22 protein-coding genes and 3 pseudogenes are annotated in these 26,452 nt (G+C 71.8%); 22 read left to right on the top strand and 3 right to left on the bottom strand.

What is annotated here, in order from left to right; all coding sequences use genetic code 11:
• The first annotated feature begins 98 nt into the window (after positions 1 to 98).
• From OV079_RS10840 to OV079_RS57635, 12 genes and pseudogenes are all read left to right on the top strand, one after another.
• Complete coding sequence (locus OV079_RS10840; RefSeq protein WP_267768037.1) at positions 99 to 1,019, top strand: serine/threonine-protein kinase; 921 nt, start codon at positions 99 to 101, stop codon at positions 1,017 to 1,019.
• Positions 1,019 to 1,234, top strand: a complete 216-nt coding sequence (locus OV079_RS10835; protein WP_267768036.1) for a hypothetical protein — start codon at positions 1,019 to 1,021, stop codon at positions 1,232 to 1,234. Before OV079_RS10840 ends, OV079_RS10835 begins: the two co-directional genes overlap by 1 nt.
• A complete protein-coding gene (locus tag OV079_RS10830; RefSeq protein WP_267768034.1) occupies positions 1,231 to 2,940 on the top strand; it encodes a hypothetical protein in 1,710 nt (569 codons plus the stop codon). The genes OV079_RS10835 and OV079_RS10830 overlap by 4 nt, the downstream gene beginning before the upstream one ends.
• An 80-nt stretch (positions 2,941 to 3,020) precedes the next feature.
• Positions 3,021 to 4,868, top strand: a complete 1,848-nt coding sequence (locus tag OV079_RS10825; RefSeq protein ID WP_267768032.1) for a sigma 54-interacting transcriptional regulator — start codon at positions 3,021 to 3,023, stop codon at positions 4,866 to 4,868.
• Positions 4,865 to 5,722: a hypothetical protein gene (locus tag OV079_RS10820; RefSeq protein ID WP_267768030.1), complete on the top strand. Its 858-nt coding sequence runs from the start codon at positions 4,865 to 4,867 to the stop codon at positions 5,720 to 5,722. The genes OV079_RS10825 and OV079_RS10820 overlap by 4 nt, the downstream gene beginning before the upstream one ends.
• The gene (locus tag OV079_RS10815; protein ID WP_267768029.1) at positions 5,719 to 7,635 is read left to right on the top strand and encodes a hypothetical protein; all 1,917 of its coding nucleotides are present in this window, start codon (positions 5,719 to 5,721) and stop codon (positions 7,633 to 7,635) included. The genes OV079_RS10820 and OV079_RS10815 overlap by 4 nt, the downstream gene beginning before the upstream one ends.
• Positions 7,520 to 8,068 (top strand): hypothetical protein, encoded by a 549-nt coding sequence (locus tag OV079_RS10810; protein WP_267768027.1) that lies wholly within the window; start codon positions 7,520 to 7,522, stop codon positions 8,066 to 8,068. The genes OV079_RS10815 and OV079_RS10810 overlap by 116 nt, the downstream gene beginning before the upstream one ends.
• A gap of 219 nt (positions 8,069 to 8,287) precedes the next feature.
• Complete coding sequence (locus OV079_RS10805) at positions 8,288 to 8,647, top strand: hypothetical protein (RefSeq protein WP_267768026.1); 360 nt, start codon at positions 8,288 to 8,290, stop codon at positions 8,645 to 8,647.
• Between the two features lie 296 nt (positions 8,648 to 8,943).
• Positions 8,944 to 11,529, top strand: a complete 2,586-nt coding sequence (locus tag OV079_RS10800; protein WP_267768024.1) for a DEAD/DEAH box helicase — start codon at positions 8,944 to 8,946, stop codon at positions 11,527 to 11,529.
• Complete coding sequence (locus OV079_RS10795; protein WP_267768022.1) at positions 11,496 to 12,869, top strand: hypothetical protein; 1,374 nt, start codon at positions 11,496 to 11,498, stop codon at positions 12,867 to 12,869. Before OV079_RS10800 ends, OV079_RS10795 begins: the two co-directional genes overlap by 34 nt.
• Positions 12,866 to 13,534, top strand: a pseudogene (locus tag OV079_RS57640) (M14 family metallopeptidase); the annotation flags it as partial. The gene OV079_RS10795 and the pseudogene OV079_RS57640, both read left to right, overlap by 4 nt.
• Positions 13,535 to 13,807: 273 nt before the next feature.
• Complete coding sequence (locus tag OV079_RS57635; RefSeq protein ID WP_267778503.1) at positions 13,808 to 14,014, top strand: MbtH family protein; 207 nt, start codon at positions 13,808 to 13,810, stop codon at positions 14,012 to 14,014.
• A gap of 120 nt (positions 14,015 to 14,134) precedes the next feature.
• Here the strand turns inward: OV079_RS57635 and purB are convergent, their stop codons facing one another.
• Positions 14,135 to 16,015, bottom strand: coding sequence for an adenylosuccinate lyase (purB, locus tag OV079_RS10780; protein ID WP_267768019.1), 1,881 nt, complete (start codon positions 16,013 to 16,015; stop codon positions 14,135 to 14,137).
• Between the two features lie 189 nt (positions 16,016 to 16,204).
• On the opposite strand from purB, the pseudogene OV079_RS10775 reads away from it, so the two are divergent.
• From OV079_RS10775 to OV079_RS10765, 3 genes and pseudogenes are all read left to right on the top strand, one after another.
• A pseudogene (locus OV079_RS10775) lies at positions 16,205 to 16,429 on the top strand (sigma factor); the annotation flags it as partial.
• Entirely contained in the window at positions 16,384 to 16,815 is a 432-nt protein-coding gene (locus tag OV079_RS55740; protein ID WP_338088888.1) for a sigma-70 family RNA polymerase sigma factor, read from the top strand. The pseudogene OV079_RS10775 and the gene OV079_RS55740, both read left to right, overlap by 46 nt.
• Positions 16,812 to 17,555 (top strand): anti-sigma factor family protein, encoded by a 744-nt coding sequence (locus OV079_RS10765; protein ID WP_267768017.1) that lies wholly within the window; start codon positions 16,812 to 16,814, stop codon positions 17,553 to 17,555. Before OV079_RS55740 ends, OV079_RS10765 begins: the two co-directional genes overlap by 4 nt.
• 569 nt (positions 17,556 to 18,124) lie before the next feature.
• Here the strand turns inward: OV079_RS10765 and OV079_RS10760 are convergent.
• Both OV079_RS10760 and OV079_RS57630 read right to left on the bottom strand, forming a co-directional pair.
• Positions 18,125 to 18,613, bottom strand: coding sequence for a GTP-binding protein (locus tag OV079_RS10760; RefSeq protein ID WP_267768015.1), 489 nt, complete (start codon positions 18,611 to 18,613; stop codon positions 18,125 to 18,127).
• Between the two features lie 43 nt (positions 18,614 to 18,656).
• A pseudogene (locus OV079_RS57630) lies at positions 18,657 to 18,806 on the bottom strand (hypothetical protein); the annotation flags it as partial.
• Positions 18,807 to 18,879: 73 nt separating this feature from the next.
• On the opposite strand from OV079_RS57630, the gene coaE reads away from it, so the two are divergent.
• The 7 genes from coaE to OV079_RS10720 all read left to right on the top strand — a co-directional run bounded on the left by coaE (position 18,880) and on the right by OV079_RS10720 (position 26,403).
• Positions 18,880 to 19,569 carry a dephospho-CoA kinase gene (coaE, locus tag OV079_RS10750; protein ID WP_338089064.1) on the top strand — a complete coding sequence of 230 codons (690 nt, stop codon included), beginning with the start codon at positions 18,880 to 18,882 and terminating at the stop codon, positions 19,567 to 19,569.
• 489 nt (positions 19,570 to 20,058) lie between these two features.
• On the top strand, positions 20,059 to 21,126 hold the full coding sequence (locus OV079_RS10745; protein ID WP_267768010.1) for a CaiB/BaiF CoA transferase family protein: 1,068 nt from the start codon (positions 20,059 to 20,061) through the stop codon (positions 21,124 to 21,126).
• Between the two features lie 198 nt (positions 21,127 to 21,324).
• Complete coding sequence (locus OV079_RS10740; protein WP_267768009.1) at positions 21,325 to 22,266, top strand: nucleotidyltransferase domain-containing protein; 942 nt, start codon at positions 21,325 to 21,327, stop codon at positions 22,264 to 22,266.
• Between the two features lie 49 nt (positions 22,267 to 22,315).
• Entirely contained in the window at positions 22,316 to 23,104 is a 789-nt protein-coding gene (locus OV079_RS10735; RefSeq protein ID WP_267768007.1) for a nucleotidyltransferase domain-containing protein, read from the top strand.
• Positions 23,105 to 23,278: 174 nt separating this feature from the next.
• Positions 23,279 to 24,343 carry a phosphate acyltransferase PlsX gene (locus OV079_RS10730; protein WP_267768006.1) on the top strand — a complete coding sequence of 355 codons (1,065 nt, stop codon included), beginning with the start codon at positions 23,279 to 23,281 and terminating at the stop codon, positions 24,341 to 24,343.
• Positions 24,340 to 25,431, top strand: coding sequence for a phosphatase domain-containing protein (locus OV079_RS10725; protein WP_267768004.1), 1,092 nt, complete (start codon positions 24,340 to 24,342; stop codon positions 25,429 to 25,431). Before OV079_RS10730 ends, OV079_RS10725 begins: the two co-directional genes overlap by 4 nt.
• A gap of 216 nt (positions 25,432 to 25,647) precedes the next feature.
• The gene (locus tag OV079_RS10720) at positions 25,648 to 26,403 is read left to right on the top strand and encodes a formylglycine-generating enzyme family protein (RefSeq protein ID WP_267768002.1); all 756 of its coding nucleotides are present in this window, start codon (positions 25,648 to 25,650) and stop codon (positions 26,401 to 26,403) included.
• Positions 26,404 to 26,452 lie beyond the last annotated feature (49 nt).

Here is a 26,452-nt window from a genome sequence, read left to right as displayed (position 1 = left end):
AGAAATCGCCCGCTGGAGCCGATCTGCCCGCAGCGCGGAACCGGCCTTTGCCCCTCCGGGGTCGATCTGTAGTACACGGACGGAGTCCTCTTCCCGCGATGCCCACCCTGGTCGGAACCAAGCTCGACAAGTACGAGATCCAGAGCGAGGTCGGGCATGGGGGCATGGCCGTGGTTTACCGCGGCATCGACACGGTCCTGAGCCGCGAGGTCGCGATCAAGGTCCTCCACCCGCACATGGCCGGGCGCGAGGAGTCGCGGGCCCGCCTGCGGCGCGAGGCGATCACGGTCGCCAAGCTGCGGCACGAGAACATCCTCGAGATCTACGACTACTCGGGCGAGAGCGAGGCGGAGAGCTACCTCGTCACCGAATTCATCCACGGCATGACCTTGCGCGAGTGGCTCGACACGCGCTGGCGGCCGCGGCCCGCCCTCGCCGCGCTGATCATCCACCGCCTGTGCGCCGCTCTCGGCCACGCGCACAAGTCGGGCATCGTCCACCGCGACATCAAGCCCGAGAACGTCATGATCCGCAGCGACGGCTGCCTCAAGCTGATGGACTTCGGGATCGCCCAGATCATCGACCATCAGAAGCTGACCATGACGGGCCAGCTGCTCGGCAGCCCGGCCTACATGGCGCCGGAGCTGATCAACGGCAAGCCGATCGACTCGCGCACCGACCTGTTCGCCGTCGGCGTCATGCTCTACCAGTGGCCACCGGCGAGCTGCCGTTCTCCGGCCGCAACCCGCACGAGGTGCTCGCGCGGATCGCCGAGGCCGAGTACACGCGGCCCAGTATCATCTGTTCGCTGGTCGACGACGAGCTCGAGGCGATCATCGACCGCGCCCTCGCGCGCGAGCCGGAGCAGCGCTACCAGACCGCCGACGACCTCGTCCGCGACCTCGAGCGCTACCTCGAGGAGGTCGGCGTCACCGCCACCCAGGAAGAGGTCACCACCTACTTCACCGATCCGGACCGGTACGTCGACCAGCTCGACAAGCGCGTCTGCAACGCGCTGATGACCCGGGCCGAGGGCGCGACCCGGGCCGGCCACAGCGCCCGGGCGATCCGCCTGCTCGGCCGCGTCCTCGAGCTCGAGCGCGACCAGAAGCAGGCCAAGCTGATGCTCTCGCGCCTGCGGACCCGCGAGCGCACCGTCAAGCGGCTGATGGCCGGCGGCGCCGCGCTGCTGACCACGGCGGCGGTCAGCGGCGGAGCTGTCCTTTGTACATGACCCCGCCGACAGAAGAGAACTTCCGCCCCGGCGACGAGGGTCCGGGCGGCAGCATCGTCCCGTCGACGGCGGTCCGGCCCGAGCACAAGAGCGCCAAGCCGAGCGACGCGCCGCGCGAGGAGCCCAAGGCGGTCGTCGAGCTCCCGACCCCGCGCAAGACCGCCGGCGTGCGCCCCGTGGAGCCGACAAAGGCCACGCCGAAGGCCGCGTCCTCCACCACGCCGTGCTCCGTGCGGATCGTCGGCATGCCGGTGGTGCTGCTGCAAGGCGGCCTGCACTCGCTGCAGATCGGCAAGCTCAAGCAGCCGCTGCGCAACGAGGTCGTCGAGTTCGACCTGCCCGGCGAGCGCGCGCTCGTCCACGTCGCCGGGCCCAAGTACAGGGGCCACGTCACCGTCGAGCGCGGCGACTGTCGCCCCGGCACGCCGATCGAGCTGCCGGTCAAGCCGCTCAAGGCGATCCTCGACTTCACCGGCAACCCGCAGCAGACCACCGTCGTGTGCGTCAGCGGCCCCTGCCCCGACACCCGCCCGCACCTCCTCGACGTCGAGCGCTTCCCCGACATCGACCTCGGCGTCCAGCTCGAGGCCGAGATCGTCATCGAGGTGCGCGCGCAGGGTTACGCCAGCAAGACCCTCAAGCAGCGGATCGGCCCCGGCCGCATTCGTTCCCCATCGCCCTCACGCCGCTCTAGCGCCGCGTCCCACCGATCCCGCATGCGCCTCCTCGCTTGCTCGCTCGCTCTCGGTGTCGCCGTCGCGTCGCCGGTCCACGCGCGACCGCCCACCACCCCCGCGCCGCCGCTCGTGCCGACGACCGAGGTCGACAAGGTCAACGCCGCCATCCAGGCATGGACGCAGGGCAACTGGGCCCGCGTGCGCGCGCTGCTCGAGCCGATGCTGGTGGACGGGCGCAAGCTCGGCGACCCGCTGCTCGAGGAGGCCGCGCTGCGCTACCTCTCCGACGCGACCCTGCAGGACCCGGACATCGCGCCCGTCAGCCAGGAGTGGGCCACCGGCTACATCAAGCGCCTGCTGGCCTCCTCGCCCGACTGGCGGCCCCCGGCCGACACCCACAGCAAGGCGTTCTACGACCTCTACAACAGCCTCCGCGAGGAGCGCGACCGGTCCAGCTTCAACATGTGCAAGGGCGAGCGGGCCGCCTGCATCGCCGACCTCGACGAGCTCAAGGTCCGCCAGCGCGCTCGGCCGCGATCACGAGCAGCTGCGCAAGGCCTACGAGCGGCAGGAGGTCGAGGTCGTCGAGAAGGTCGCCCGCAACCGCGCCGTCGCGCTGGTGCCGTTCGGCGTCGGCCACTTCTACAACGGCCGCAAGGGCCTGGGCGCCGCGTTTCTGGCCGGCGAGCTGGCGATCGGGGCGGCCGCGCTCGGCCTCTTCATCACCCGCGTGACCTCGTGCCAGCGCTCGAACGGCTACCAACCCGGCTCGCTGACCTGCGACCTCCCGGAGAGCTCGGGCCTGGCGCTGCGCAACGCCGAGCAGGCGATGGGCACGATCTTCCTCGGCGCCATGGCCCTCGACATCGTCCTCGCGCAGATCCTGTTCCGCCCGTTCACCACCGCCAAGCGGGTCCGAGTGCCGCGCAGCGAGCTCAAGGGCGACGACGACGAAGTCGGCGGCAAAAAGCCCGGCAAGGCGCCCGCGGGCAAGCCCGGCCCCCGGTCGAGCGAGCTGCGCAGAAGTGATATCCTGCAGGTGGCGCCGGCTCCCACGTTCGTCCCGGGCGGCGGGGGTCTCGGCGTCAAGATCCGCTTCTGAGAACCGCATGCCCCACCTGCAATACACCGGCCCTGACGGCGTCACCCAGCGCTTCCTGTTGCGCCACCGGATCACGCAGATCGGCTCCTCGCGCGACTGCCACCTCGTCTTGCAGGGCCCCGACATCGCTCCCTCGCACTGCACGCTCGAGCACACCGCGGGCAGCTTCAAGGTCGAGTCGTCGAGCCGCAGCGCCGTGTTCTTCGTCGCCGGCAAGAAGCTGCGCGAGCACGTGCTGCGCCACGGCGACGTCCTGCTCATCGGCAACGTCGAGGTCACCTTCTCGGCCGTCGACCCGCCGGCCCCCGCGGCCGACCCCGAGAGCGCCGCGCGCCTGCAGATCGACGCCATGCGCAACCTGCAGCGCTTCTCCGAGCTGCTCGCGCGGGCCGAGAGCAGCCTCGACGGCCTGCTGTCCGAGCTCATCGATCAGGTCGTCTCGCTGACCGGCGCGAGCAAGGGCTTCCTCGTGCTGATCGAGGGCGAGCGCTACGCCATCCGCGTCGCCCGCGGCCTCGATCGCCAGCCGGTCGACGACCCCGAGCAGCTGCTGAGCGACAAGATCCTGCGCGAGGTCATCACCTCGCGCGAGCCGCAGATCATCTCCGACGCGCTGAACGACGGCCGCTTCCAAAACAGCATGTCGGTCATCAACCTCAAGCTGTGCTCGGTGATGTGCGCGCCGATGATCGTGCGCGGCGAGCTCATCGGCCTCATCTACGTCGGCAACAACTCGGTGGTGAACCTGTTCAAGCCGAGCCAGCTCGAGATGCTGCGGGTCTACGCCACCCAGGCCGCGCTCTCGATCAAGAACGCCCAGACCCTCGGCGAGCTGCGCGACGAGAGCGCCGGCCTGCAGAAGCGCCTCGACCAGGTCAAGTTCGGCCAGATCATCGGCGCCTGTCCGCAGATGATCGAGGTGTTCAAGCGGGTCGACAAGGTCGCCGGCACCGACATCAACGTCCTCGTCACCGGCGAGACCGGCACCGGCAAGGAGCTCATCGCCCAGGAGCTCCACAACCGCTCGCCGCGGGCCAAGGGGCCGCTCGTCACCGTCAACTGCGGCGCCATCCCCGAGAACTTGATCGAGTCCGAGCTGTTCGGCCACATCAAGGGCGCCTTCACCGGCGCGATCACCAACCAGGTCGGCAAGTTCCAGGCGGCCGACAAGGGCACCATCTTCCTCGACGAGATCGGCGAGATGCCGATGCAGCTGCAGGTCAAGCTGCTGCGCGTGCTGCAGGAGCGCCAGATCCAGCGCGTCGGCGACACCCGCACCCAGCCGATCGACGTCCGCGTCGTCGCGGCCACCAACCGCGACCTCGCCAAGGAGGTCCAGGCCGGCCGTTTCCGCGAGGACCTGTTCCACCGCCTCAACGTCATCGACATCCACCTGCCGGCCCTGCGCGAGCGTGGCAACGACATCCTCCTCATCGCCCGCTACTTCGTCACCCGCTACGCCCGCGAGTACGGGTCGAAGATCGACCCCGCGCGGCCGTTCGACGCCAGCGCCGAGCGCGGCCTGCTCCGCTTCGCCTGGCCCGGCAACATCCGTCAGCTCGAGAACCACATCAAGAAGGCGCTGGTGCTGGCCGACGGCCCGTCGCTGACCGCCCGCGACCTCGACCTCGAGATCGAGGTGCCCGGCCAGCCGGGCCCCGTCGAGATCGCCAACCCCGAGCAGATCCTCCCGCTCGCCGAGGCGCGCGAGCTGTGGCAGCGCGACTACATCAACCGCGTGCTCGCGCTCAACTCCGGCAACCGCACCAAGACCGCCCGCGACCTCGGCGTCGACCCGCGCACGATCTTCCGCCACCTCGAGAAAGAAGGCGACAAGGGAGCCGCCCCGCGATGAACCGCCCCGTCCCCGAACCTGTCCTTGTCGCCCTGTCCCTTGCGACAGGCGCGCTCTCGTGCGTGCTGCCCGACATCGACATCGAGTTCGAGGAGACGGCGATCACGAACCGCAACGCGGTCCGCATCATCGAGCCCGTGCTGCTGTCGATCGACGCCGAGATCTCGTGCGACCCGAACACCAAGGACATGATCCCGGTCGCGTGCCCGCAGCCGAACGACTCCGACCCGCAGAAGGCCGTGCCGCACTTCCTCGACCCGACGTACACCGAGGACGTGGACGACGACATCCTCTCGTACGCGCCCTACGCCTACTGCACCTGCCCTGACGAGCAGAAGGACAGCAAGTCGTTCGACCTCACGCTGTTCGTGGAGGATCAGGACGAGAAGCCGCGCGAGCGCGCGCCGAAGGACAACATCTACGCCGCGCTCCTGCTCGACGTGCCGCGGGACACCATCCGGCCGTACAACTACGTCGACTACCTGCGCTACTACGACCCGGAGCGCCCGCTCGACCTCACCGGCGACACGTACAAGCCGGCCGGTCGCCGCGATCCGCACCTCCGTCAGCTCCTGCTCGGCGACGACCAGGGCGGCATCGACCAGGGCGGCATCGACCTGTGCAACGGCGGCAGGGAGCGGCTGTCGCGGGGCTTTCACACGTTGACGGTGATGGTCACCGACCGCGCGTGGTTCATGCCCAGCGAGGGCGCGCGGCAGTACGGCGTCCCGGACATCGACAACGGGGCCACGTACGACAGCACTCACTACGTGTTCGTGTGCGACGAGGCCAATCTCGACGACGAGAAGCCGCCCTGCCTCACCAGCTGCGTCCCGGAGAAGGAGACGCTGTGACTCGGGCCGCGCTGGCCGTCGCTCTCCTCGGCGCGGCTTGTTCGACCGCGGCGCCCGACGAGCAGGGCCGTTCGTGCATGGACGACACAGACTGTCTCATGGGACAGGTCTGCGACAACAACATCTGCCTCGAGAACGACCTGCCGCCGCCCGAGGGCATCGCCATCGACGTGCAGACGGCGGTCCCGCCGTTCCGGATCGAGCTGCGCGGCAACGACGCGGCGCTCCAGCGGATCCTCGATCGCCTGCCCAACCGATATTACGTCGACCGCGCGCAGGTCCGCGACCGCCTGCAGATCGAGGTGCTGGAGAAGCAGCTCGACGACCTCGAGGAGGGCACCGGCCCCGAGGTCCCGGTCGCCGCCAGCATCGAGCTGCAGCAGCCGTCGCGGTTCGCCCGCTCGCCGTTCGTCGTCACCGACCTCAGCTTCCCGCCGCCGACCCCCGACGGATCGGTCGATGAGTCTCCGGTGCTGTTCAAGTCCTGGCCGCGCTACGACGCCGCCGACATCGGCGCCGACCAGCCGCTCTACGCCAAGCTGACCTACCAGGACGACGTCGCCGGCGACCAGCCGTTCCAGTGGGGTCGCGGCATCGTCGCGCGCCAGTTGATGCGCCGGAAGAACGACGAGCCGGCCGACGACGAGTTCGAGCTCCGCACCGTCCGCGAGTGTCACCGGCGCGTGCTCGGCAACATCCGTTTCCCCGACGGCCCGCTGGCCAACGAGCCGCCGCTCGAGACACCGGCGACCGTCACCGTCAATATGCGCCACGCCGGGCGAGCCGACGACGGCGATCCCGAGACGCCGATATGCGACCCGAACCCGGTCGGCGAGACCCCGGCGACCTGCTCGATCGAGACGGTCGTGAAGCCGGCCTATCCGACCTGCACCACCAGCGGCCAGTGCCCCGAGCCGTTCCAGTGCTACGACGACCCCGACGGGAACGGCAAGCGGTGCGGCTGCAAGCGCGACTCGGAGTGTCCCCAAGGACAGGTGTGCCGCGTCGACCTGCAGCAGTGCGCGCTCGACCTCACCGACCGGCCCGCCATCAAGCAGGTCACCGCCGAGGCCGTGGACGACGCGGCCGTGTCGGCCTGGATCTACACCTACTGCGACGAGGACCCGACGGCCGATCGGACCATGGAGTTCGTCGTCAGCACCGCCGCGGACGCCCGGCTCGGGCTGCCCCGCCTCAACTACCGCGTCGTCCTGACGTTCCTCGTCGGCGACCTCATGGGCAGCACCCCGCTCGGGCGGATCTGCCTGCCCACGTGGCAGCGCGCGCGAGGTCCAGGTCCCGCTGAAGGGCCGGCCGGCGCGCCTGTTCAAGAACGCGGCCGGACAGGAGTGGACGTGCTGCGACACCTCCTGCCTGGCCGAGGCGGCGACCAAACCGCCCCCTGCCGCGCCGGAGACCTGCGAGGTCAAGCCTCCGATCACCGTCGTCGGCACCTTCGCCATCCCCGACCCGGCCAACTGGGCGGCCGCCGCCTGCATGCCGCTGAGCGGCGCCGACGAGCAGGGCCACGTCCGCGTCACTTACGGCCCGGCCGACTGCAACGTCGAGAGCAGCGAACCTTGCAGCGTCAACCTCAGCCCCGGTCCGGTCGGCGGCAACGGCCAGCCTTACGTCTTGCGGATCGAGCCGCCGGTCGGCTCGCTGTTCCGCTCGACGCTCCTGCCGGTCACCATCACCTCCGACTCCAGCGTTCTGCCGACGGCGGACCAGGATCTCCAGCCGCGCGTCCTGCTGCGCGGGTCGGTCGAGCACAAGGATTGCTCGGGCTCCACGTGTGTGCCCGCCGAGGTCCTCGTCGAGCGCGTCATCCGCGGCGAAGACCCGACGACCCTGCTCGGCCCCTACTTCTACAACACCACCACGATCTACAACGCCGCCGCGAAGGGCTATGAGTTCGTGATCCCGGTGAACCCCGGCGTCTACCTCGTCACCGCGCTGCCGACGGTGACGCCGCAGAACAGCGCCACGGGCCCGGCGCAGATCGTCGTCGTCGATCTCCGCGAGGACAACCCCGATCTCGTCCAGGAGGACGGGCTTCGGGTCCTCGACCTGGAGGACCCGCTCGTCTTGACCGACGGCGCGGTCTACACCGTGGAGCTCGAGGACTTCGTCAGCAACAGCCGGGTGATCCCGCTCGACCTCACGGGCGGCGAGGGTCTCCTCGATCCCGACGGCGAGCCGCTGGACCTCAACGCCCCCGGAACCTGTCTTCCCGGAGAGGGTTGCCAGATCCGCCGGATCCGTCCAGTCTCCAGCCCGCTGCGCGTGCCACAGAATCAGATCGTCCGCTTCGTCGCCCGGGCGGCGGACGCCGCGGCCGAGTAGCGACCTGGCACAAAAGACAGCTTCGGAGCCGGCGTGAGTTGTGAGCCAGCCTGGTGCCCGGGCGCCTCACCCGAAGCGGCCTCACCCGAGGTTTCGTGGCAGGGCGGGCGCCTCGGGCGCCGCTCGGCCGCTTGACCCCTTGGGGGAACCTGGGAGACTTGCCGCGCACTGACCCAAGCCGCCCCAGGACGTCTTACTCGTGATCGGCAACTCATTGTGTTGTGGGTGGTGGCCGCCGTTGTCGCCATCCTCTACGCACTGGTTGGGATCTACGCGGGGCTCGCGCAACAAGACATCGTGGCCCGACCGGCCACGGTCGAGTGCGGGTATCGCATCGATCTTCTCCGTGATCGCTTGGTCGCGTTGTTCGACCAGAGGCCCCAGCGATGGGCCGAGGCCGAGGAAGACGCGAATGCTGCGGCGGATCTCTCCAACCTCCTCCGCGAGACCCAGGCGCTATGCGCCGGCTCGGATACCGATCTCGGACGACGAATCGATCGGCTCATCGCGCTTCATCGCGAGTTTGCCGAACGGGGTCGACGACACGCCGACGCACGCCGGGAGCTCCTTGCGCTCTAGGATTCCTCACCATGTCCCAAAATCCCTCGTCCGGCGACCAGCCGGACCGAGCCCCGATCGCTTCCCCGTCCGCTGAGGACGCCGGGTCCGACGCTTCGCCCGCCCAGGCCGCCGAGCAGTCCCCGCCTTCCAGCGACTCCGTTCCCCCCGAAATCTCGCCCCCGGCTGCCGAAGCCGCTGCTGACGAGGCCATCGCGCCCGCTGAGGCCGTTGCGCCGAGCGTCGCCGCGGATGCGCCCGACGCTCTCGCAGCGGCGGTCGCCGACGCCAGCGGCGATGCCCCGTCCGAGGCGGTCGTGGTCGCAGCCGACGAGGCGGCCCCCGAGCAGCCCGTCGTCGCCGACGCGCCGAGTGAAGCGGCCGCCACCGACGAGGCCCCGGCTGTCGACGCGATCGCTGCCGAGGAGACCCCGGCTGCAGCCGACGCGCCCGGCGACGAAGCGGTCGCGGCCGAATCGGCGCCCGCGACCGACGCTCCGGTCGAGGCCGTGGCCGAGCCCGAGCCGCCGAAGCTGCCCGAGTCGTTCGACGAGCTCGAGCTGCCCGATGCGCTGCGGCGGGCGATCGCTCGCATGGGCTGGACCCGCCCCACGCCCGTGCAGGCGCTGAGCTTCCCGCCCCTGCACGCCGGCCACGACGTCCTGGTCCAGTCGCACACCGGCAGCGGCAAGACCGGCGCCTTCTGCATGCCCTGGCTCGCCGGTCGCTTCGACCCGCGTCCCGCCCAGCAGACGGGCGTCCAGCTGCTGGTCCTGCTGCCGACCCGCGAGCTCGCCAAGCAGGTCTGCGACGAGCTGCGGCGCCTGGCCGTCGAGACCCCGGTCGAGGTGCTGCCGATCTACGGCGGCACGCCGATGCAGCCGCAGCTGGCCGCGCTCAAGGCCGGCGTCCACGCGGTCGTCGGCACCCCGGGCCGCGTCCTCGACCACATCCGTCGCCGCTCGCTCGATCTCTCGAAGGTCGCCACGGTCGTGCTCGACGAGTGCGACGAGATGCTGTCGATGGGCTTCCTCGAGGACATCCGCGCGATCCTCGACGCCTGCACCGGCAAGCACATCACCGCGCTGTTCTCGGCCACGATCCCGAGCGACATCCAGCGGATCGCCAAGCGCTACATGAAGTCGCCGGTCGAGGTCCAGCTGTCCGGCGATCAGGTCGCCGCGGCGGAGATCGATCACGCCTACTACATCGTCAGCGGCGCCATCAAGACCCGCGACCTGCTCGACGTCATCGTCGTCGAGGAGCCGGCGCGGGCGATCGTGTTCTGCAACACGCGCGAGGAGACCAAGCTGGTCGCCTCGGTGCTGCGGCGCGAGGGCTACCAGGCCGAGGAGCTGTCGAGCGACCTGACCCAGGCGGCGCGCGAGAAGGTCATGGGGATGATGCGCGAGCACAAGCTGCGCTTCCTCGTCGCCACCGACGTCGCGGCCCGTGGCATCGACATCAGCCACGTCACCCACGTCATCAACTACTCGTTCCCCGAGGCCGCCGAGGTGTACATCCACCGCACCGGCCGCACCGGCCGCGCCGGCCGCACCGGGACCGCGATCTCGCTGATCCACGCGCGCGAGCTCGGCAACTTCTACTACCTCAAGCTGCAGTACGACACGATCGTGTTCCGCGAGCGCTTCCTGCCGCCCGCCGATCAGCTGGCGGCGCAGCGCATGGAGGTCAAGCTCGACGGGATCAGCAAGCGCTTCCCCGAGCTGGTCTCGCCGGAGTGGGTCCTCTTGGCCCGCAACCTCATGGCCGATCCCCGCGGCGAGCGCGTCATCGGCCTCCTGCTCGAGCGGGCGATGAAGCAGCCGCCGCCGCAGGTCCAGGCCGAGGACGGCGAGCGCCCGGCCGCCGAGGCGGCCCCCGTCGACGGCGAGGCGCCCCGCGCCGACCTGTCCCCGCGGACATACGAGTCCCGCGAGGGCGACGAGCGCCAGGCCGGTCGTCCCGAGTACCGCGAGCGCCGCGACCGCGACGATCGCTTCGGCCGCCGCCGCGACCGCGACGATCGTCGCGACCGCCGCGATCGCCGGCCCGAACGCGATGAACGGTTCGGCCGCCGCCGCGACGAGGAGCGCCTGCGCAGCGACGAGGAGCGCCCGCGCCTCGACGAGCAGCAGCAGCAGCCCCGCGGGGACGACGAGCGCCGCGCCGACGAACGCCCCCGCGACGAGGAGCGTCCCCGCCGTGACGACGAGCGTCCCCGCCGTGACGACGAGCGTCCCCGCCGTGACGACGAGCGTCCCCGCCGCGCCGACGACGAGCGCCCACGCCGCGCCGATGACGATCGACCGCGCCGTGACGACGAGCGTCCCCGCCGTGACGACGATCGCCCGCGCCGTGACGATGACCGCCCGCGCCGCGCCGACGACGATCGCCCGCGCCGCGCCGACGACGAGCGCCCCCGCCGTGACGACGATCGCCCGCGCCGCGACGACGATCGCCGCCCCCGCCGCGACGACGACCGCCGCCCGCGCCGTGACGACGACCGTCGCTCGCGCCGCGACGACGATCGCCGCCCGCGCCGCGACGACGACCGTCGCCCGCGCCGCGACGACGACCGCCGCCCGCGCCGCGACGCCGAAGCGCCGCTCGCCGCGGGAGCCGAGGGTTTGCCCGCCGAGGTCGCGCCCGCCGTGCACGCGGCCGCGCCCGTGGCCGCGCCCTCCGTCGACCTGGTCCAGAGCACCGGCGAGACCGGCGTCCGCAGGATTCCCCTCGGCCTCCGCGGCCGTCGCGGCGATCGCGGCCGCTTCGTCCAGTTCCCCCCGTTCAGCCGGGCGTTCGCGCCGCGGTTCCGGGCGCGAGCGAGGTCGACGCCAGCAGTCAGCCCGCGCCTGTCCCTGCGGACATGGTCGCAACGCCAGGTGGCGCCGGCGATCTGATCGGCACCGCGACGCCCGGCCAGTCGTTCGACGAGGCCAGCGAGCGGCGCAAGCGGCGGCGCAAGCGGCGTCGGCGGCGTGGCGGTCCGGGTGAAGAGACCGCCCCGGCCGTCGAGGCTGGTGGCGTCGTCGGCGAGGACGAGGGTGACGACGAGTCCGACGAGGTCGAGACCGCCGCCGGCGAGACTGGCCCCGAGCCCCGGAACGGCGACCTCGCCCTGGCGCCCGGCGGCCGCAAGCGCCGGCGCAAGCGGCGAGGCCGTCCGGGCCTCGATGGCCCCCGTCCTGCGGCTCCGCCCGTGGTGGCCGCGCCCGAGCCCGTGCCTGCCCCGATCCCGCGGCGGCCCTCGCAGGAGGAGATCGTCATCGACATCGACGAGGCCGAGCTCGAGGTCGTCACCAGCGAGTTCGGCGAGCTCGACAACATCGACGAGTTCGCGCTGCTCGACCGTCGCCAGGCGGTGATCGAGACCTTGCAGGAAGAGGGCGAGGTCGAGCTCGAGGACGTGTCGCGGCGCGACGCCGAGGCCGAGTCGGCCGAGGCCGAGACCGAGGAGGACGACGAGACGGAGTCCGAGACCGAGGCCGAGTCGGAGACCGAGGCCGAGGCCGAGGCCGAAGTCGCCGCGGGTCCGACCGCCGAACCCGGCGAGACCGAGGCCGACGCGAAGAAGCGTCGCCGCCGTCGTCGCCGCAAGAAGGCCGCCCCTGCCGCCCCGCCGGAGCTGACCGCGCCGCCGCACAAGGACTTCTGGGAGGTCTGGTCGAGCAAGTACTCCGCGCGCGACTTCGACGACAGCAAGTTCGGCGCGACCAACGTCGAGCCCGAGCCGGTGGCCCCGCCGGCGGCCCCCGTCGCCGCGCCCGTCGCTGCGACGCCGAGCCCCGCGCCCACGCGTCCGCCGCGGCAGCACACGCCGGTCAGCGCACCGGCCCGGCCGGCCGCCTCGGCCACCGCCGACGCCGACGACCGCGAGTACACCAAGGTTCAGCTGAACCTCGGGCGCGTCCACGGCCACAAGTCGTCCAGCATCCGCAACCTGCTGCGCGACTACCTCGGCCTCGAGGGCCGGTCGATCCGCGACCTCACCGTGCGCGACGCCAGCACGCTGTTCCGGATCCACGACTCCGAGGTCGAGCGCTGCCACTCGGTCCTCACCTCCGTCGTCGTCGACGGCATCGGCCTCGCGCTCGAGCGGGCCGAGAACACGCGCGAGGACCTGCGGGCGCCGCTGCCCGAGGACTTCGAGGACGCGCCGCGCGGCGAGGCCACCGAGATCCGGCTCGACCCGCTCGAGTTCGAGTCGGTGCTCCCGCTGGCCGAAGAGCCGGGCACGTGAACCCCGCCGACGAGCTCGCTCCCTACCCCAGCCCCGAGGGCCGCGCGACCGAGGTCGCCGCCCTCGCGGCCCGCGTCGAGGGCGAGCTCGTCGAGTACGGCGCCAGCGTCGAGGGCCGACCGCTGGTCGCCGTACGTGTCCCTTCGACCCTGTCCGATCGGCCACGTATTTTTTGCGGCGCCAACATCCATGGCGTCGAGTTCATCGCCGGCAGGGTCGCCATCGGCCTGCTGCGCGCGCTCGCCGACGGCGATCCGCGCCTCGCCTCGTTGCGCTCGCAGGCCGAGCTGTGGGTGGTGCCGAGCATCAACCCCGACGGCTACGCCCGCACCTTCGCCGCCGGCGGCCACGGACGCTTGCCGCACCTGCGGGGCAACGCCCACGGCGTCGATCTCAACCGCAATTATCCGCGCCCCGGAGGCGCCGGTCCGAGCTGGCTGCCCGGTGCCGGCTCCGATCGCCCGGGCGACGCCACCTATCGCGGCCCGCATCCGCTCAGCGAGCCCGAGACGGCCGCCCTCGATCGCCTGTTCGGCGCGCAGAGGTTCGTCGCGGCCGCCAATTTCCACTCCTTCATGGGCACGTTGATCCCGGCGCGCGTCACCGATCGGCGCGCCTACGCCACGTATCGCGAGCTGTGCCGGACCTTTCGCCGGGCTCAGCCGCACCACCGCTACTTCCGCCTCGCCAGCCGGATCTTCGACACCTTCACCGGCGAGCAGGAGGACCACCAGCACCACGTCCACGGCACCTGGGCGGTGTGCGTCGAGACGTTCACGATCCTCGCCATGGCGGCAGCACTGGCGCGCGCCGAGCGTGTTCTGGCGCTTCAATCCGCGCGATCCGGCGCCGTGGGTCGAGAACGACGTGTCCGGCGTGTGCGCCTACTTCACCGCCGCCTTGCAGCTCGAGCGCCCGCCCGCCTACGATCGCGGCGCATGAGCGAAGACACCACGCGCTACAAAGTCGTCGTCAACCACGAAGAGCAGTACTCGATCTGGCCCGAGGATCGCGAGCTCCCGCTCGGTTGGCGCGAAGCCGGCAAGTCCGGGCTCAAGGACGAGTGCCTGGCCTACATCAACGAGGTCTGGACCGACATGCGCCCGCTGAGCCTGCGCAAGCGCATGGAAGAGTCGAAGGAGTAGCGCCGCCCGGATGACGCCGGGCCCTGGACGCCCGCGGACGGAGTTTTGCGGTCTTTCCAGGAGAGACGGGCGCGGCCTCTCGGGGCCGCGTACTCGGGAGCGCGCTCGACCGGCGGCTAGCTACACGACGAAGCGACCGGGGTCCTTGTCGTCCTCCGCGTCGTCCTCTTCTTCGTCGTCGTCATCCTCGTCGCCGTCCTCGTCGTCGTACTCCTCGTCGTCCTCGTACTCCTCGTCGTCCTCGTACTCGTCCTCTTCTTCGTCGTCCTCTTCTTCGTCGTCCTCGTCCTCGTCGTCCTCGTCCTCGTCGTCCTCGTCCTCGTCGTCCTCGTCCTCGTCGTCCTCGTCGTCCTCGTCGTCCTCGTCGTCCTCGTCCTCGTCTCCCTCGCCCTCTTCGTCGTCCTCGTACTCGTCCTCGTCCTCGTCGTACTCTTCGTCGGGGGCTTCCTCGTCGGGGGCGTTGTCTTCGTCACCGGCGGCGCGGAGCCAGGGGGCATGCACGTGGAGGTTCATGGGCGTGCGCAGGATAGCACAAGCCTCGCGGGGGCCCGTCTCGGCCGCTCGTCCGCTACACCCGTACGCCGGCCGAGAAGCGACCGCGACGCGCCTCGTGGCGCGCCAGCAGGGGCGCGAGGAACTCGGCCAGGAACTCGTCGACTTGCTCGGGCGCCCGTCCACGTAGCGCGCCGGCGCCGTGAGGTCCGCGTCGACGAACGGTCCCAGCACCGGGTCCGCCTGCATGCGCGCCATCAGGTCGTTGGCTTCGCCGCGCTTCATCCCCGCCACCGCCTCGAGGCTGTGGGCGCGGACCAGGCGGTGCAGCTCCTGTCGGCTGTGGCCGGCGCTGGTACCCCGCATCAGCACGTTCTCGGTCGCCATGAACGGCAGCTCGTCGCGCATGTTGGCCGCGATCACCGGCGGGTGGACCACCAGCCCCGAGGTGATGTCGACCAGCAGGTTGAGGATCGCGTCGGTCGCGAGGAACGCCTCCGTGATGGTCAGCCGGCGGTTCGCGCTGTCATCGAGGGTGCGCTCGAACCACTGGTTCGCGTGCGTCTCTCGCGGGCTCGTCGCCAGCGAGTGGACGAAGCGGGCGAGCCCGCAGATCCGCTCGCTCCGCATCGGGTTGCGCTTGTAGGCCATCGCCGACGACCCGACCTGATCGGCCTCGAACGGCTCGTCGATCTCTCGCTTGTGCGCGAGCAGCCGCAGGTCGACCGCGATCTTGGCTGCCGAGCCGGCGACGTCGGCCAGCGCCGAGACCACCCACGTGTCGATCTTGCGGGTGTACGTCTGCCCGCTGACCGCGATCGAGCCGGCGAAGCCCATCGCCTCCGCCACCGCCCGATCGAGCGCCCGCACCTTCGCGTGGTCGCCGTGGAACAGCGCCAAAAACGACGCCTGCGTCCCCGTGGTGCCCTTCACCCCGCGGAACGGCAGGCGGGCGCGCAGCTGCTCGAGCGTCTCGAGGTCGAGCCCGAGATCCTGAGCCCACAGGCAGGCCCGCTTGCCGACCGTGGTCAGCTGCGCCGGCTGGAAGTGCGTGTACGCCAGCGTCGCCAGCGACCGGTGCTGCCCGGCGAACCGGGCCAGGGCGTCGAGCGCCGCCACCAGCCGGTCCATCAGCATCTCGAGCCCGTCGCGGATCATCACCAGCTTCGCGTTGTCGGCCACGTAGCAGCTCGTCGCGCCGAGGTGGATCACCTTGCCCGCGTCGGCCCCGGCGACCTCGCCGAAGTGCTCGATGTGGGCCATCACGTCGTGCCGCAGCCGCGCCTCGTGCTCGGCCACCCGGGCGAAGTCGACGCGCTCGCGGGCCGCCCGCAGCGCCGCCACCTGCGCCTCCGAGATCGGCACCCCGAGCGCCCGCTCCGCCTCGGCCAGGGCGATCCACAGGTCGCGCCAGAGCAGCGCCCGGCGCCGGTCGCTGAAGTTGGCGACCATCGCTGGTGTGGCATAACGGGTGGCGAGGGGGCTGTCGTAGCGATCCACGGCTTCCATGGGCGGCGAGAGCTTAACCGCGCGCTTGTCGCACCCCCGCCTCCCGAAGCCCCGGGCGCGACGAGAAAGCGCACGATTTCGACCACTTCCCGCGCAGCCGCCGCAGGCCCATCCAGGTTTTACGCCCCGATTTCACGGACCGGTGTTCCGGCCGGAAATAACTTCCAACCCCTCCGGTACCCCGAACGCATGGACGCCACCGCTCGCAGGGCCTTCGAGTCCACCGTGCTGGGCCACGTCGACAGCCTCTTCGGCGCGGCCTTGCGGCTCACCCGCAGCCGCGCCGAAGCCGAAGATCTGGTGCAGGAGACCCTCGTCCGCGCCTATCGCTTCTGGGCCAGCTTTCGCCCGGGATCGAGCGTCCGGGCGTGGGTCTTCACGATCCTGCGCAACACCTTCATCACGCGCTACCACCGCCAGGGCCGCGAGCGCGCGCTCGCCGAGGGCCTGGAGCAGGAGTTCGCGGCCGTCGGCGAGGGGCCCATCGCGGCGCCGCCGAGCCGGAGGCCGCCACCTCGCAGCTCCATCTGCGCGAGGAGATCGACGCCGCGCTGCAGCGCTTGCCGCCCGACTACCGCATGGCGGTGGTGCTCGCCGACATCGAGGGCCTCTCCTACAAGGAGATCGCCGAGGCGATGGAGTGCCCGATCGGCACCGTGATGAGCCGGATCCACCGCGGACGCCGGCAACTGCACAGCCTACTCTATCGTCACGCCGTCGACGCCGGCCTCGCCGAAGAACCCGAGGCCCCCGTATCCCTTGACGCTTACCGCAACCGCGCCGCTTCTGCCCGCTCATGAGCCACGATCTTCACACGCTCCAGCCCTTCATCGACGGCGAGCTCACCGAAGCCGAGCGCGCCGAAGTCGAGGCCCAGCTCGCCCGCGATCCTGCCATGCGTGAGGTCGCCGAAGAGCAGCTGCGGATCCGCCAGCTCCTGCGCGACTTGCCGCGAGCGACCGCCCCGCAGGCGCTGCGAGCCCGCGTCCTGCTCGAGCTCGACGCCATCGACCGCGAGACGGCGCCCAAGCCGGCCGCAGCGCCGCAGCGGTCGCGGTGGCGCAACTTCCTCCGCGGCGGCGCCTTGATGCTCCCCGCCGGCGCCGCCGCCTTCGGCCTGTTCCTGGTCGCGCGCACCGTGCCCGGCCCGGCCGCCCCGACTCGCGACGCCGGCCCGCGCGACCTCGCGGTGCGGCTCGTGGATGTCCCCGAGGACAGCAGCCCGCTGCAACCGGTCGCGCTGCCCACCGGCGACGACGTCATCTACGAGGTCGGCCCGCGCCGCGTCATCGACCACCGCGACCAGGCCACCGCCGACGCGCTCCCCGAGCGTGTGCAGCTGTACCGCGGCTCCCGTTACCACCTCGGCCGCGGCGCCGACGGCCGCCCGCAGGTCGTGTTCGACGTGGGCGGCGTGCGCCACACCCTGCGCGAGGACCCGGACCGCGTCGGCGAGGTCAGCCTCGAGCAGAGCCTCGAGGCCCTGCTCGAGCTCGGCCACCTGGTCCGCACCAGCGCCAACGCCCCGCGCGCTCGCTGACCTCCGGGACATGTCCGTTCGGGCATGCCCCCGAGCGCATGTCTCGTCGGCCAGCCCGGCGTCCCGCGACGCGCTGCAGACCGCCGGGTGAACGCACTCGGGCCGGAAGCAGCGAGGCTCGACGTCCGTGTGCGCAGCCGGAGAGCGCCTCGCCCATCCGTCCCGCGCAGCGCCTGGTGCGGCGGCACCCTCCCCGCGCGCATCGCCCCTGTCGTCCGTGCGCATCTGCTGTGGCGCACCCGCTCTCGTGTGCCTCGCCTTCGTCCGCGCACGCCTGGTGCGGCGGCACCCGCTCTCGCGTGCCTCGCCTTCGTCCGCGCACGCCTGACGTGGCGGCACCCGCTCTCGCGTGCCTCGCCCTTCCTCCGCGCACGGCTGGTGCGGCGGCACCCCTCCCGCGCGCATCGCCCCTGTCGTCCGTGCACATCTGCTGTGGCGCACCCGCTCTCGCGTGCCTCGCCCTTCCTCCGCTGGTGCGGCGGCACCTGCTCTCGCGGGCCTCGCACTCCGTCCGCGCACGCCTCGTGCGGCGGCACCCGCGCTTGCGCGTCGGCGCAAGGCCGGCGATTTTATGTCTCTTCGGCCAGCTCGGCCGCGTCCGCCCGCAGGCGCCGGGCGACCGCCTCGGCCAGCCCGCCGTCGGTGAATCCGAGCCCGCTGGTCGCGCTGGTCACCAGCACTTGCCCGCGCGGCAGCTCCAGCGCGCGGGCGATGCCGGTGGTCACGAGCCCGCGCTCGCTCTTGCTGAGCTTGTCGGCCTTCGTGATGGCGACGATGGTCCACAGCGCGCGGTCGGCCATGAAGTCGAGCAGCGCGTGGTCGTACTCGCTGACCTCGCGGCGCGCGTCGATCAGCAGCACCAGCCCCTTGAGCGCCTCGCGCTTGCGCAGGTAGCCCTCGATCATCGGCCCGAACGACGCCCGCACCGCGTGCGGCGCGGCCGCGTAGCCGTAGCCGGGCAGGTCGACCCAGCGCAGCCCCATGTCGCCGTGGCGCGGGTGCCGGAGCGTGGCGCGGAAGAAGTTGAGCAGCTGCGTGCGTCCCGGCGTCGAGCTCACGCGAGCCAGCGCGCTGGCCTGCGAACGCGTTGAGCAGGCTCGACTTGCCGACGTTCGAACGGCCGGTGATGGCGATCTCGGGCAGATCCCCGGGCGGCGCCGCGCCCAGCTTGTCGGCGCTGCGCTCGAACGTCGCTGACGTCACGCGCCAGCCGCCTGTGCTGCTCTTCTCGGGTTTGGACGGCTGGGTCATGGGCGCGGACTATACCAAGCGCGCCGCCCCCTAAGCTCCGAGGTCATGGACGTCTCACGGCCTCACCGGCGGGATCGGCAGCGGCAAGTCCGCCGCCGCCGAGATCTTCGAGGATTGCGGGATCCCGGTCGTCTCGGCCGACGAGCTGTCCCGGGTCGTCGTCACCCCCGGCAGCGAGGGTCTCGGCGCGGTAGTCGCGGCCTTCGGCGAGGGCGTGCTCGACGACAACGGCGAGCTCAACCGCCGCAAGCTCGGCGCCGTCGTCTTCAAAGATCCCTCGCTGCGCCAGAAGCTCGAGTCGATCCTGCACCCCCGGATCCGCGAGCGCTTCCAGGACGTCCTCGCCACCCTGTCTGCCGCCGGCCACAAGCTGGTCGTCTACGAGGTCCCGCTGCTGTTCGAGACCGGCCTCGACAAGCAGGTCAAGGCCGTGATCCTCGTCTCGGCCCCCGAGGCGCAGCGGATCGCCCGCGTCGTCACCCGCGACCGGCTCACCGAGTCCGAGGTGCGCGCCCGCCTGGCCGCCCAGCTCGACGACGCCTCCCGCCGCGCCCGCGCCCACTTCATCCTCGAGAACGACAAGGACCTCGGGCACCTCAAGCAGCAGGTCCTGGACCTCCTGCCGGCCCTGCGCAGCGGCACGATCCCGCGGCCCGCCGGCGAGGCCAAGGACGGCGGCCCCGCCCGGCCGGCCGTCCCGCCGCCCCCGCCCCGTCCGGCCGCCGGCGGCCCCCCGCGCCCGCCGCCGCTGCCCAAGCCTTGAGCTTGGCGAAGCTGTCCTGAAGGGCCTGTCCCGCCGGACATGCCCGTTCAAGCATGTCTTGAAGCGCATGTCGTCCGGAGCATGTCCGCTCGGACATGTCCCGAGGATCTCCGTAAGACAGCGAGGCCGCCGGCGAGCGGGTTCGAGGGCGAACGGCCCTGCGAGCGAGGCCGGCGGAGGCTCGTGGCTGTCGCCACACCTCTGCTCGCCAACCACCTGCGCTCGCCGCATCGCCGCTCGCCGCTCGCCGCTCGCCGCCCACCCGCATCGCCGCTCGCGCTTCGCCACCCCGCCGCATCGCCGCTCGCGCTTCGCCGCCCTCCGCTCGCTGCTCGCGCCTCGCCGCCTCCGTACATCGCTGCTCATTCACGCCGCTCGCCGCCTCATCGCACCTCGCCCGCGTCATCGTTCGCCTGCATCGCCGCTCGTCTCGGCCGCTCGTGGTATAGCCGGAGCCGATGACGAGCGACTCTCCCTCTCGCCGGCACCGTGGTCGTCGACGTCTCGCGGATGTTGCCCGGGGCCGTGCTCGCGCGCAGTCTGCTCGACCTCGGCGCGCGCGTGATCAAGGTCGAAGATCCGGCCACGGGCGACCTCATGCGTCACGCCCCGCCGCTGATCGACGGCGTCGGCGCCGGCTTCATCGCCTTCTTTCGCGGGGCCGAGTCGGTCGGCCTCGACCTGCGCACCCCGGCGGGCGCGGCCGCCCTGCGCAGCCTCGCCGCCGGCGCCGACGTCCTGATCGAGAGCTTCCGCCCCGGCACCATGGCGCGCTTCGGCCTGCCCGAGACCGAGCTCCTGGCCGACAACCCCGGCCTCGTGCTCTGCTCGCTACCTGGCTTTTCGGTCAGCTCGGCGGTCGGCCACGACCTCAACTTCACCGGCCTCACCGGCCTGCTGCGGGCGCTGCGGACCGACGGTATCGTCGGGCTCCAGCTCGCCGACGTCACCAGCGGCCTGCTCGCCTGCAGCAGCGTGCTCGCGGCCCTGTTGCGGCGCGCTCGCACCGGTCGCGGCGGCCTCGTCCAGCAGCCGCTGCTCTCGGGCCCGCTGCCGTTCGTCACCTGGGCCTGGGCCGAGCGGGCGGGCGGCGGCGGCGGCATGTCCGAGGCCGTCCTGGGCGGTCGCGCTCCGGCCTACCGCGCCTACCGCTGCGGCGACGGCCGCGAGCTGTCGGTCGGCTGCCTCGAGCCCAAGTTCTGGTTCGCCTTCGCTCAGGTCGTCGGTCGCCCCGACCTCGCCGGCCTCGGCCTCGACACCGGGCCCGCCGGGCAGGAGGCCGCCGCCGCGATGGAGCAGCACCTCGCCGGCCACCCGCGCGACCACTGGCTGGCCCTGCTCGCGTCCCACGACCTGCCGGTCTGGCCGGTCCACGACCTCGACGCCGCCCCGCACGAGCCCCGCCTCGACGACCTCACCGAGGCGACGCCGACCCCCGCCGGCTCCTTCCGCGGCGTCGGCCCCTTCTTCCCCTCGCTCGGCCGCACCCCGGAGCGCAGCGCCCCCGCGCTCGGCCAGCACACCGACGCCGTCCTCGCCGAGTTCGCCCGCCGCTGACCTGTCCCGAAGACCAGCCACAATCCTTCGCCCGACCGGCTCGCGCTCGCCCTGTCCGAGGCGCACGCGTGCGCGAACTCGACCGCAAACACGCGACCTGTCCCCAGGGACACGCGCCCCGCCGAACGCCGCTCACTCCACGGGCGCACCGTTGGCCCCCAGTTCGGCAGCACGGCCCCGTGCTATCGTCGCCCTCCCATGGCCGACAGCCTGCTCCTCTACGAGACCGTCCACGGCTCGCAAGCCTACGGCCTCCAGACGCCCACCTCCGACGTCGACCTCAAGGGCATCCTCGTCGGGCCGGCGGCCTGGTACCACGGCTTCATCGGCGGCCCGGAGCAGCTCGAGCTGTCGGCCGACCACGTCCGCTTCGAGATCCGCAAGTACTTCCGCCTCGCCGCCGCCGCCAACCCCACGGTGCTCGAGCTGCTGTGGACGCCGCCCGACTGTCACACCGTGTGCACGCCGCTGGGCGAACGCCTGCTGGCCGAGCGCGACAGGTTCCTGTCGCTGCGGGTCAAGGACAGCTTCTCCGGCTACGCGATGAGCCAGCTCGCGCGGATCAAGACCCACCGCAAGTGGGTCATGCACCCGCCCACGCACGAGCCCACCCGCGCCGAGTTCGACCTGCCGGAGACACGCCTGATCTCGCGCGACCAGATGGGCGCCGTCGAGGCCATGCTCGCCGACGGGCGCATGGCCGAGGCCGACCTCACCACCAACTTCCTCGGCGTCCTCGACCGCGAGCGCCGCTACAAGGCCGCGCGCAAGGAGTGGGAGGCCTACCAGAGCTGGCTCAAGACGCGGAACCCCAGGCGCAGCGCGCTCGAGGCCGAGTTCGGCTACGACACCAAACACGGCATGCACCTGATCCGCCTGCTGCGCATGGGCGCCGAGATCGTCGAGACCGGCACCCTCAAGGTCCGCCGCGACGACCGCGACGAGCTGCTGTCGATCCGCGGCGGCGCGTGGAGCTACGAGCGCCTCATGGAGGCCGCCGACGCCCTCCACCAGCGCACCCAGGCGGCGGTCGACGGCTCGCCGCTGCCGCCCGCGCCCGACGAGGCCGCCCTCGACGCCCTGTGCGCCGACCTGGTCGGCCGCGCCCTCGCGCAGGTGTCCGCGCGCGGCGCCGCCTGACTGTCTTCCCCAAGGGACATGCGCTTCAAAACATGTCCATAAGGCCATCATGACCGACGACCTGCCGCCCAACGCCCTGCCCGACCTCGACCTCGGGCGCCGCTTCATCCTCACCTGCGCCGTGCCCGGCGACGTGTTCCAGTGCGGCGTCACCGGCAGCCACGACTACGGCTTCAGCTCGCCCGACAGCGACCTCGACCTCAAGGGCGTGTTCATCGCCCCGACGCGCGCGCTGCTGGGCCTGCGCCGGCCCAACGACGCGGTCGAGCGGCTCACCGTGTTCGAGGGCCTCGAGTGCGACCTCAGCCTCACCGAGGTCGGCCGCGCGCTGTCCCTGCTGCTCGCCGGCAACGGCAACATGATCGAGCGCCTGCTCACGCCGTTTCAGCTCTACGAGTCGCCGGAGATCGAGGAGCTGCAGGCGCTGGCGCGCGGGGCCGTGTCGCGCCGGTTCATCCGCCACTATCAGGGCTTCTTCCGCGGCATGTGTCGCGAGCACGACCGCGAGCCGGTGCCGCGGGCGAAGAGCCTCCTCTACGCCTACCGCGTCGCGCTCACCGGGGTCCACCTGCTCCGCACCGGCGAGCTCGAGGCCGACCTGCGGCGCCTCGCCCCGCTCTACGGCTACGACGACGCGCTCTCGCTGATCCGGATCAAGGTCGAGGGCGCCGAAAAGGGCGCCGTATCCCAGGAAATCGACGCCTTGCACCGCGCCGCCTGGCCGAGGCTCGAGGCCGACCTCCAGGCGGCCCTGGAGCACAGCCCGCTGCCGGACGATCCCCCGAACGAGGTCGCGTGCGAGGCGTGGTTGGTCGAATTGCGGCGTCGACGCCTGTGAACGCCGCGCCGCTGCGCACCCTCTCGTATACGGCCCGACCCTGCCGGGCCCGTCGCACGCACCACGGCCCGCCGGGCCTGCTTGCCCGAGCTTGCGCCGACCCCAAGCCGGCCCGCGGTCGGCTCCGCGCCGCCGCGCGCCCGCCCCCGGACTCTGCTACAACAGCTTCACGCCGTGGCCCACATCGTCCTCGATAGCTGTGCAGGTCGCGACGGCGGGCGCGAGGCGCTCGAGGCCGCCGCGATCGCCAGCCTGCAGCTCGATCACCAGATCACCGTCGTCGGCGACGAATCCGACATCACGACGGCGCTGGCGAAGATCGCCCATGACGCCGAGCGCCTGCGCGTCGCCCACGCCCGCGACCGCTGCGAGCCCGACATGGACGCCGCCGAGGTGCTGCGCCAGGCCCCGCGCAACAGCGTCGTCGTCGGCCTCGAGATCGCCGCCCGCGACCCGAGCGCCGTGTTCGTCTCGGCCGGCGCGCCGGGCCTCATCGTCGCCGGCGCGCAGCAGATCCTGGGCCGGATCCCCGGCGTCCCCCACGCCGCCCTCGCGGCCGTCTACCCCACCCTGCGCCCGCACGGCCCGGTGTCCGACCTGTTCGCGCTGCTGCTCGACGTCGGCGCGACCGTCGAGTGCAGCGGCGACGACCTCGTCACCTTCGCCGCGATGGGCGCCGCCTATGCCGCCAAGATCTCGCGCATCGATCGCCCGCGCGTGGCGCTCCTGTGCAACGGCCACGGCATCTCCAACGCGCCCGCCCGCGCGCGCGAGGCCCATCGCCGCCTGCTCGCCGCCCGGCCGGCCTTCGAGTACGTCGGCTGCATCCGCGCCGACAGCGTGACCTCGGGCGACGCCGACGTCATCGTCACCGACGGCTTCTCCGGCGACGTCCTGCTGCGCACCCTCGAGGGCGTCGCCGCCACCGGCGAGAGCCTGCTGCGGCGCGCGGCCGAGAAGTTCCAGTGGCGGGTCGGCGTGCAGATGCTGAGCGACGGCATCTCGGCGATCCGCGAGTTCACCGACTGGGAGAACTACGGCGGCGCGCCCCTGCTCGGCTTCGATCGCGCGGTGATGGTCACTCAGGCCGACTCCGGCCGGCGCGCCTTCCTCAACGCGATCCGCCTCGGCGCCAAGATCGATCGCCTGCAAGTCATCGCCGCCATCAGCGCCGGCGTGGCCGAGTTCCACGGCCTCGGCGCGCCGCCGGCGAGCCCGCCCGACCCGGAGGCGACATGACGACCGAGCCCACCGACCCGTCCGAGCCCACCAGTCCCGAAGGACAGGCGCTGCAGCCGCGCCGCTTCATGCACCTGCGCTGGGACCTCGACAAGACCTACCTGCGCACCGAGTTCGACACGGTCAAGGACCTCATCCGGACCTTCCGCCAGAAGGCCGAGGACAAGGTCGCGGTGGCCGGCGCCAGCGCCCTGTTGCGCGCGCTGCTCGACCCGCGCGAGCGCAGCCACCGGCGCGTCACCTTCATCAGCGGCTCGCCCCGGCAGATGCGCAAGGTCTTGACCGCCAAGCTCGCGCTCGACGGCGTCGAGCCCGACATGTTCATCCTCAAGCCCAACCTCGAGAACCTGCTGCGCGGCCGCTTCCGGGCCATCCGCGGCCAGGTCGGCTACAAGCTCAAGGCCCTGCTGCTCAGCCACATGGCCGCCGAGCACGTCGACGAGTACCTGTTCGGCGACGACGCCGAGCAGGACGCGTTCATCTACAGCGTCTACGCCGACATCCTCGCCGGCCGCATCGACGCCGTCGCCCTGGCGGCGATCCTCAGCACCTGCAAGGTCTACCGCGGCGACGTCGACGAGATCATGGCGTACCACCGCCAGCTGTTCGGCTCCGGCGAGGTGGTGCGCCGGATCTTCATCCACCTCGAGCGCCGCTCGCCGCTCGATCGCTTCGCCGGCTACGGCGCGCGCGTGGTCGCCATCTACAACTACTTCCAGGGCGCCGCCGTGCTGTTCGAGGCCGGCGCGCTCGAGCCGCGCGGCCTGCTCGCGGTCACCGCGGCGATGGAGTCCGACGGCTACACCCCCGAGCGCCTGGCCAACTCGCTGCAAGACCTGATGCGCCGCGGCGTCCTCCACTTCGGCACGATCGAGCGGATGTCGCGCGAGCTGGCGGCCGCCGAGTCGACGATGGGCCGCCCGGTGCCGCGCTTCCTCCACGCCTTCGAGGACGCGATCGGCTCGCTCGAGAACCTGCAGCGGCCGGGCCCGCGCTGGGAGTCCGAGATCAACTACCTCGGCATCTACCACGAGGCCCGCTTCCGCCGGCAGCAGCACCGCTTCCTCGGCATCCGCCTGCTCGACTGACGCGACCGGCCGAGGCGCGTGTGGGGCACGGTTCGGCGATCTCGGAAGCAGCCTGCTGCCGACCGCCCCACTCGCGGGACCGTCGACATGCCACTGAGGACGGCGATCGGGGGAGTCGTGGCGCTGGTAGCAGCTTGCGGCGGCTGCCACGCCGAACCTTCGACTTCAGAGACGGGCGACACGACGGCCGTGCCGGCGATCGAAGAGCGCGCGGGCATGGTTCGCGTACCGGCGGGCACGTTCTGGCGCGGCTGCAACGTCGAGGGCGGTGATTACTGCGAAGACGATCCCGACGCGCACCTCGCCCTGAACGTGCCCTATCGAGAGCACGAGCTGTCCGGGTTCTGGATCGACAAGTTCGAAGTCACCGCCGAGCAGTACGGCGAATGCGGCCAGGCGGGCGCATGTTCGGCCCCCGACGGCGTGCCGTGGTCGGAGGTCGAACCGCCGGCCGTCACCGGCCTCCCCGTCACTGGCGTCACCTGGTCGCAGGCCGACGCCTACTGCGTCTGGAGAGGCAAGCGGTTGCCCACCGAGGCCGAGTGGGAGAAGGCCGCGCGCGGCACCGACGGGCGCCGCTGGCCGTGGGGCAACGAGCATCCGAAGTGCGGCCAGGCCCACCTCTTGCTCGGCGACGATTGTCCGCGTGAGCGTCATCCGCTCCCCGTCGACGCGTTTCCTGACGACCTGTCGCCGTACGGCGCCGTCGGCATGCTCGGCAACGTCCAGGAGTGGGTCCACGATTGGCGCGGAAAGACCTACTACGCGAACGCGCCGGCTCGCGATCCGCAGGGGCCCGAGATGTCGGACGGCTACCCCGACCTCAAGATCGTCCGCGGCGGCTACTGGGACGCGTACACGCTGCCCGGAAACACCATGACCTCGCTGTCTTTGCGCCGCTGGGGCCGGCTCGGGGTCGGCACCGAGGGGGTGACGGGCTTCCGCTGCGCGAGCAGCGAAGGACCGCCTTGATCGCCGGTGCCGCAAGATGGGACATGTCTTTATAGACATTTCATATCGA

It is taken from the genome of Nannocystis pusilla, from assembly GCF_026626665.1.
Lineage (GTDB): Bacteria > Myxococcota_A > Polyangia > Nannocystales > Nannocystaceae > Nannocystis > Nannocystis pusilla.
This window is presented reverse-complemented; position numbering and strand designations above follow the sequence as displayed.

What these genes read in the sequence shown, in the direction of transcription:
- OV079_RS57635 (WP_267778503.1), top strand. Translation starts at nt 13,808, where the DNA reads ATGAGCGAAGACACCACGCGCTACAAAGTCGTCGTCAACCACGAAGAG.
- OV079_RS10720 (WP_267768002.1), top strand. Translation starts at nt 25,648, where the DNA reads ATGGTTCGCGTACCGGCGGGCACGTTCTGGCGCGGCTGCAACGTCGAG.
- OV079_RS10725 (WP_267768004.1), top strand. Translation starts at nt 24,340, where the DNA reads ATGACGACCGAGCCCACCGACCCGTCCGAGCCCACCAGTCCCGAAGGA.
- OV079_RS10825 (WP_267768032.1), top strand. Translation starts at nt 3,021, where the DNA reads ATGCCCCACCTGCAATACACCGGCCCTGACGGCGTCACCCAGCGCTTC.
- OV079_RS10765 (WP_267768017.1), top strand. Translation starts at nt 16,812, where the DNA reads ATGAGCCACGATCTTCACACGCTCCAGCCCTTCATCGACGGCGAGCTC.
- OV079_RS10830 (WP_267768034.1), top strand. Translation starts at nt 1,231, where the DNA reads ATGACCCCGCCGACAGAAGAGAACTTCCGCCCCGGCGACGAGGGTCCG.
- OV079_RS10840 (WP_267768037.1), top strand. Translation starts at nt 99, where the DNA reads ATGCCCACCCTGGTCGGAACCAAGCTCGACAAGTACGAGATCCAGAGC.
- OV079_RS10735 (WP_267768007.1), top strand. Translation starts at nt 22,316, where the DNA reads ATGACCGACGACCTGCCGCCCAACGCCCTGCCCGACCTCGACCTCGGG.
- OV079_RS10820 (WP_267768030.1), top strand. Translation starts at nt 4,865, where the DNA reads ATGAACCGCCCCGTCCCCGAACCTGTCCTTGTCGCCCTGTCCCTTGCG.
- OV079_RS10795 (WP_267768022.1), top strand. Translation starts at nt 11,496, where the DNA reads ATGGTCGCAACGCCAGGTGGCGCCGGCGATCTGATCGGCACCGCGACG.
- purB (WP_267768019.1), bottom strand. Translation starts at nt 16,015, where the DNA reads ATGGAAGCCGTGGATCGCTACGACAGCCCCCTCGCCACCCGTTATGCC.
- OV079_RS10740 (WP_267768009.1), top strand. Translation starts at nt 21,325, where the DNA reads ATGGCCGACAGCCTGCTCCTCTACGAGACCGTCCACGGCTCGCAAGCC.
- OV079_RS10835 (WP_267768036.1), top strand. Translation starts at nt 1,019, where the DNA reads ATGACCCGGGCCGAGGGCGCGACCCGGGCCGGCCACAGCGCCCGGGCG.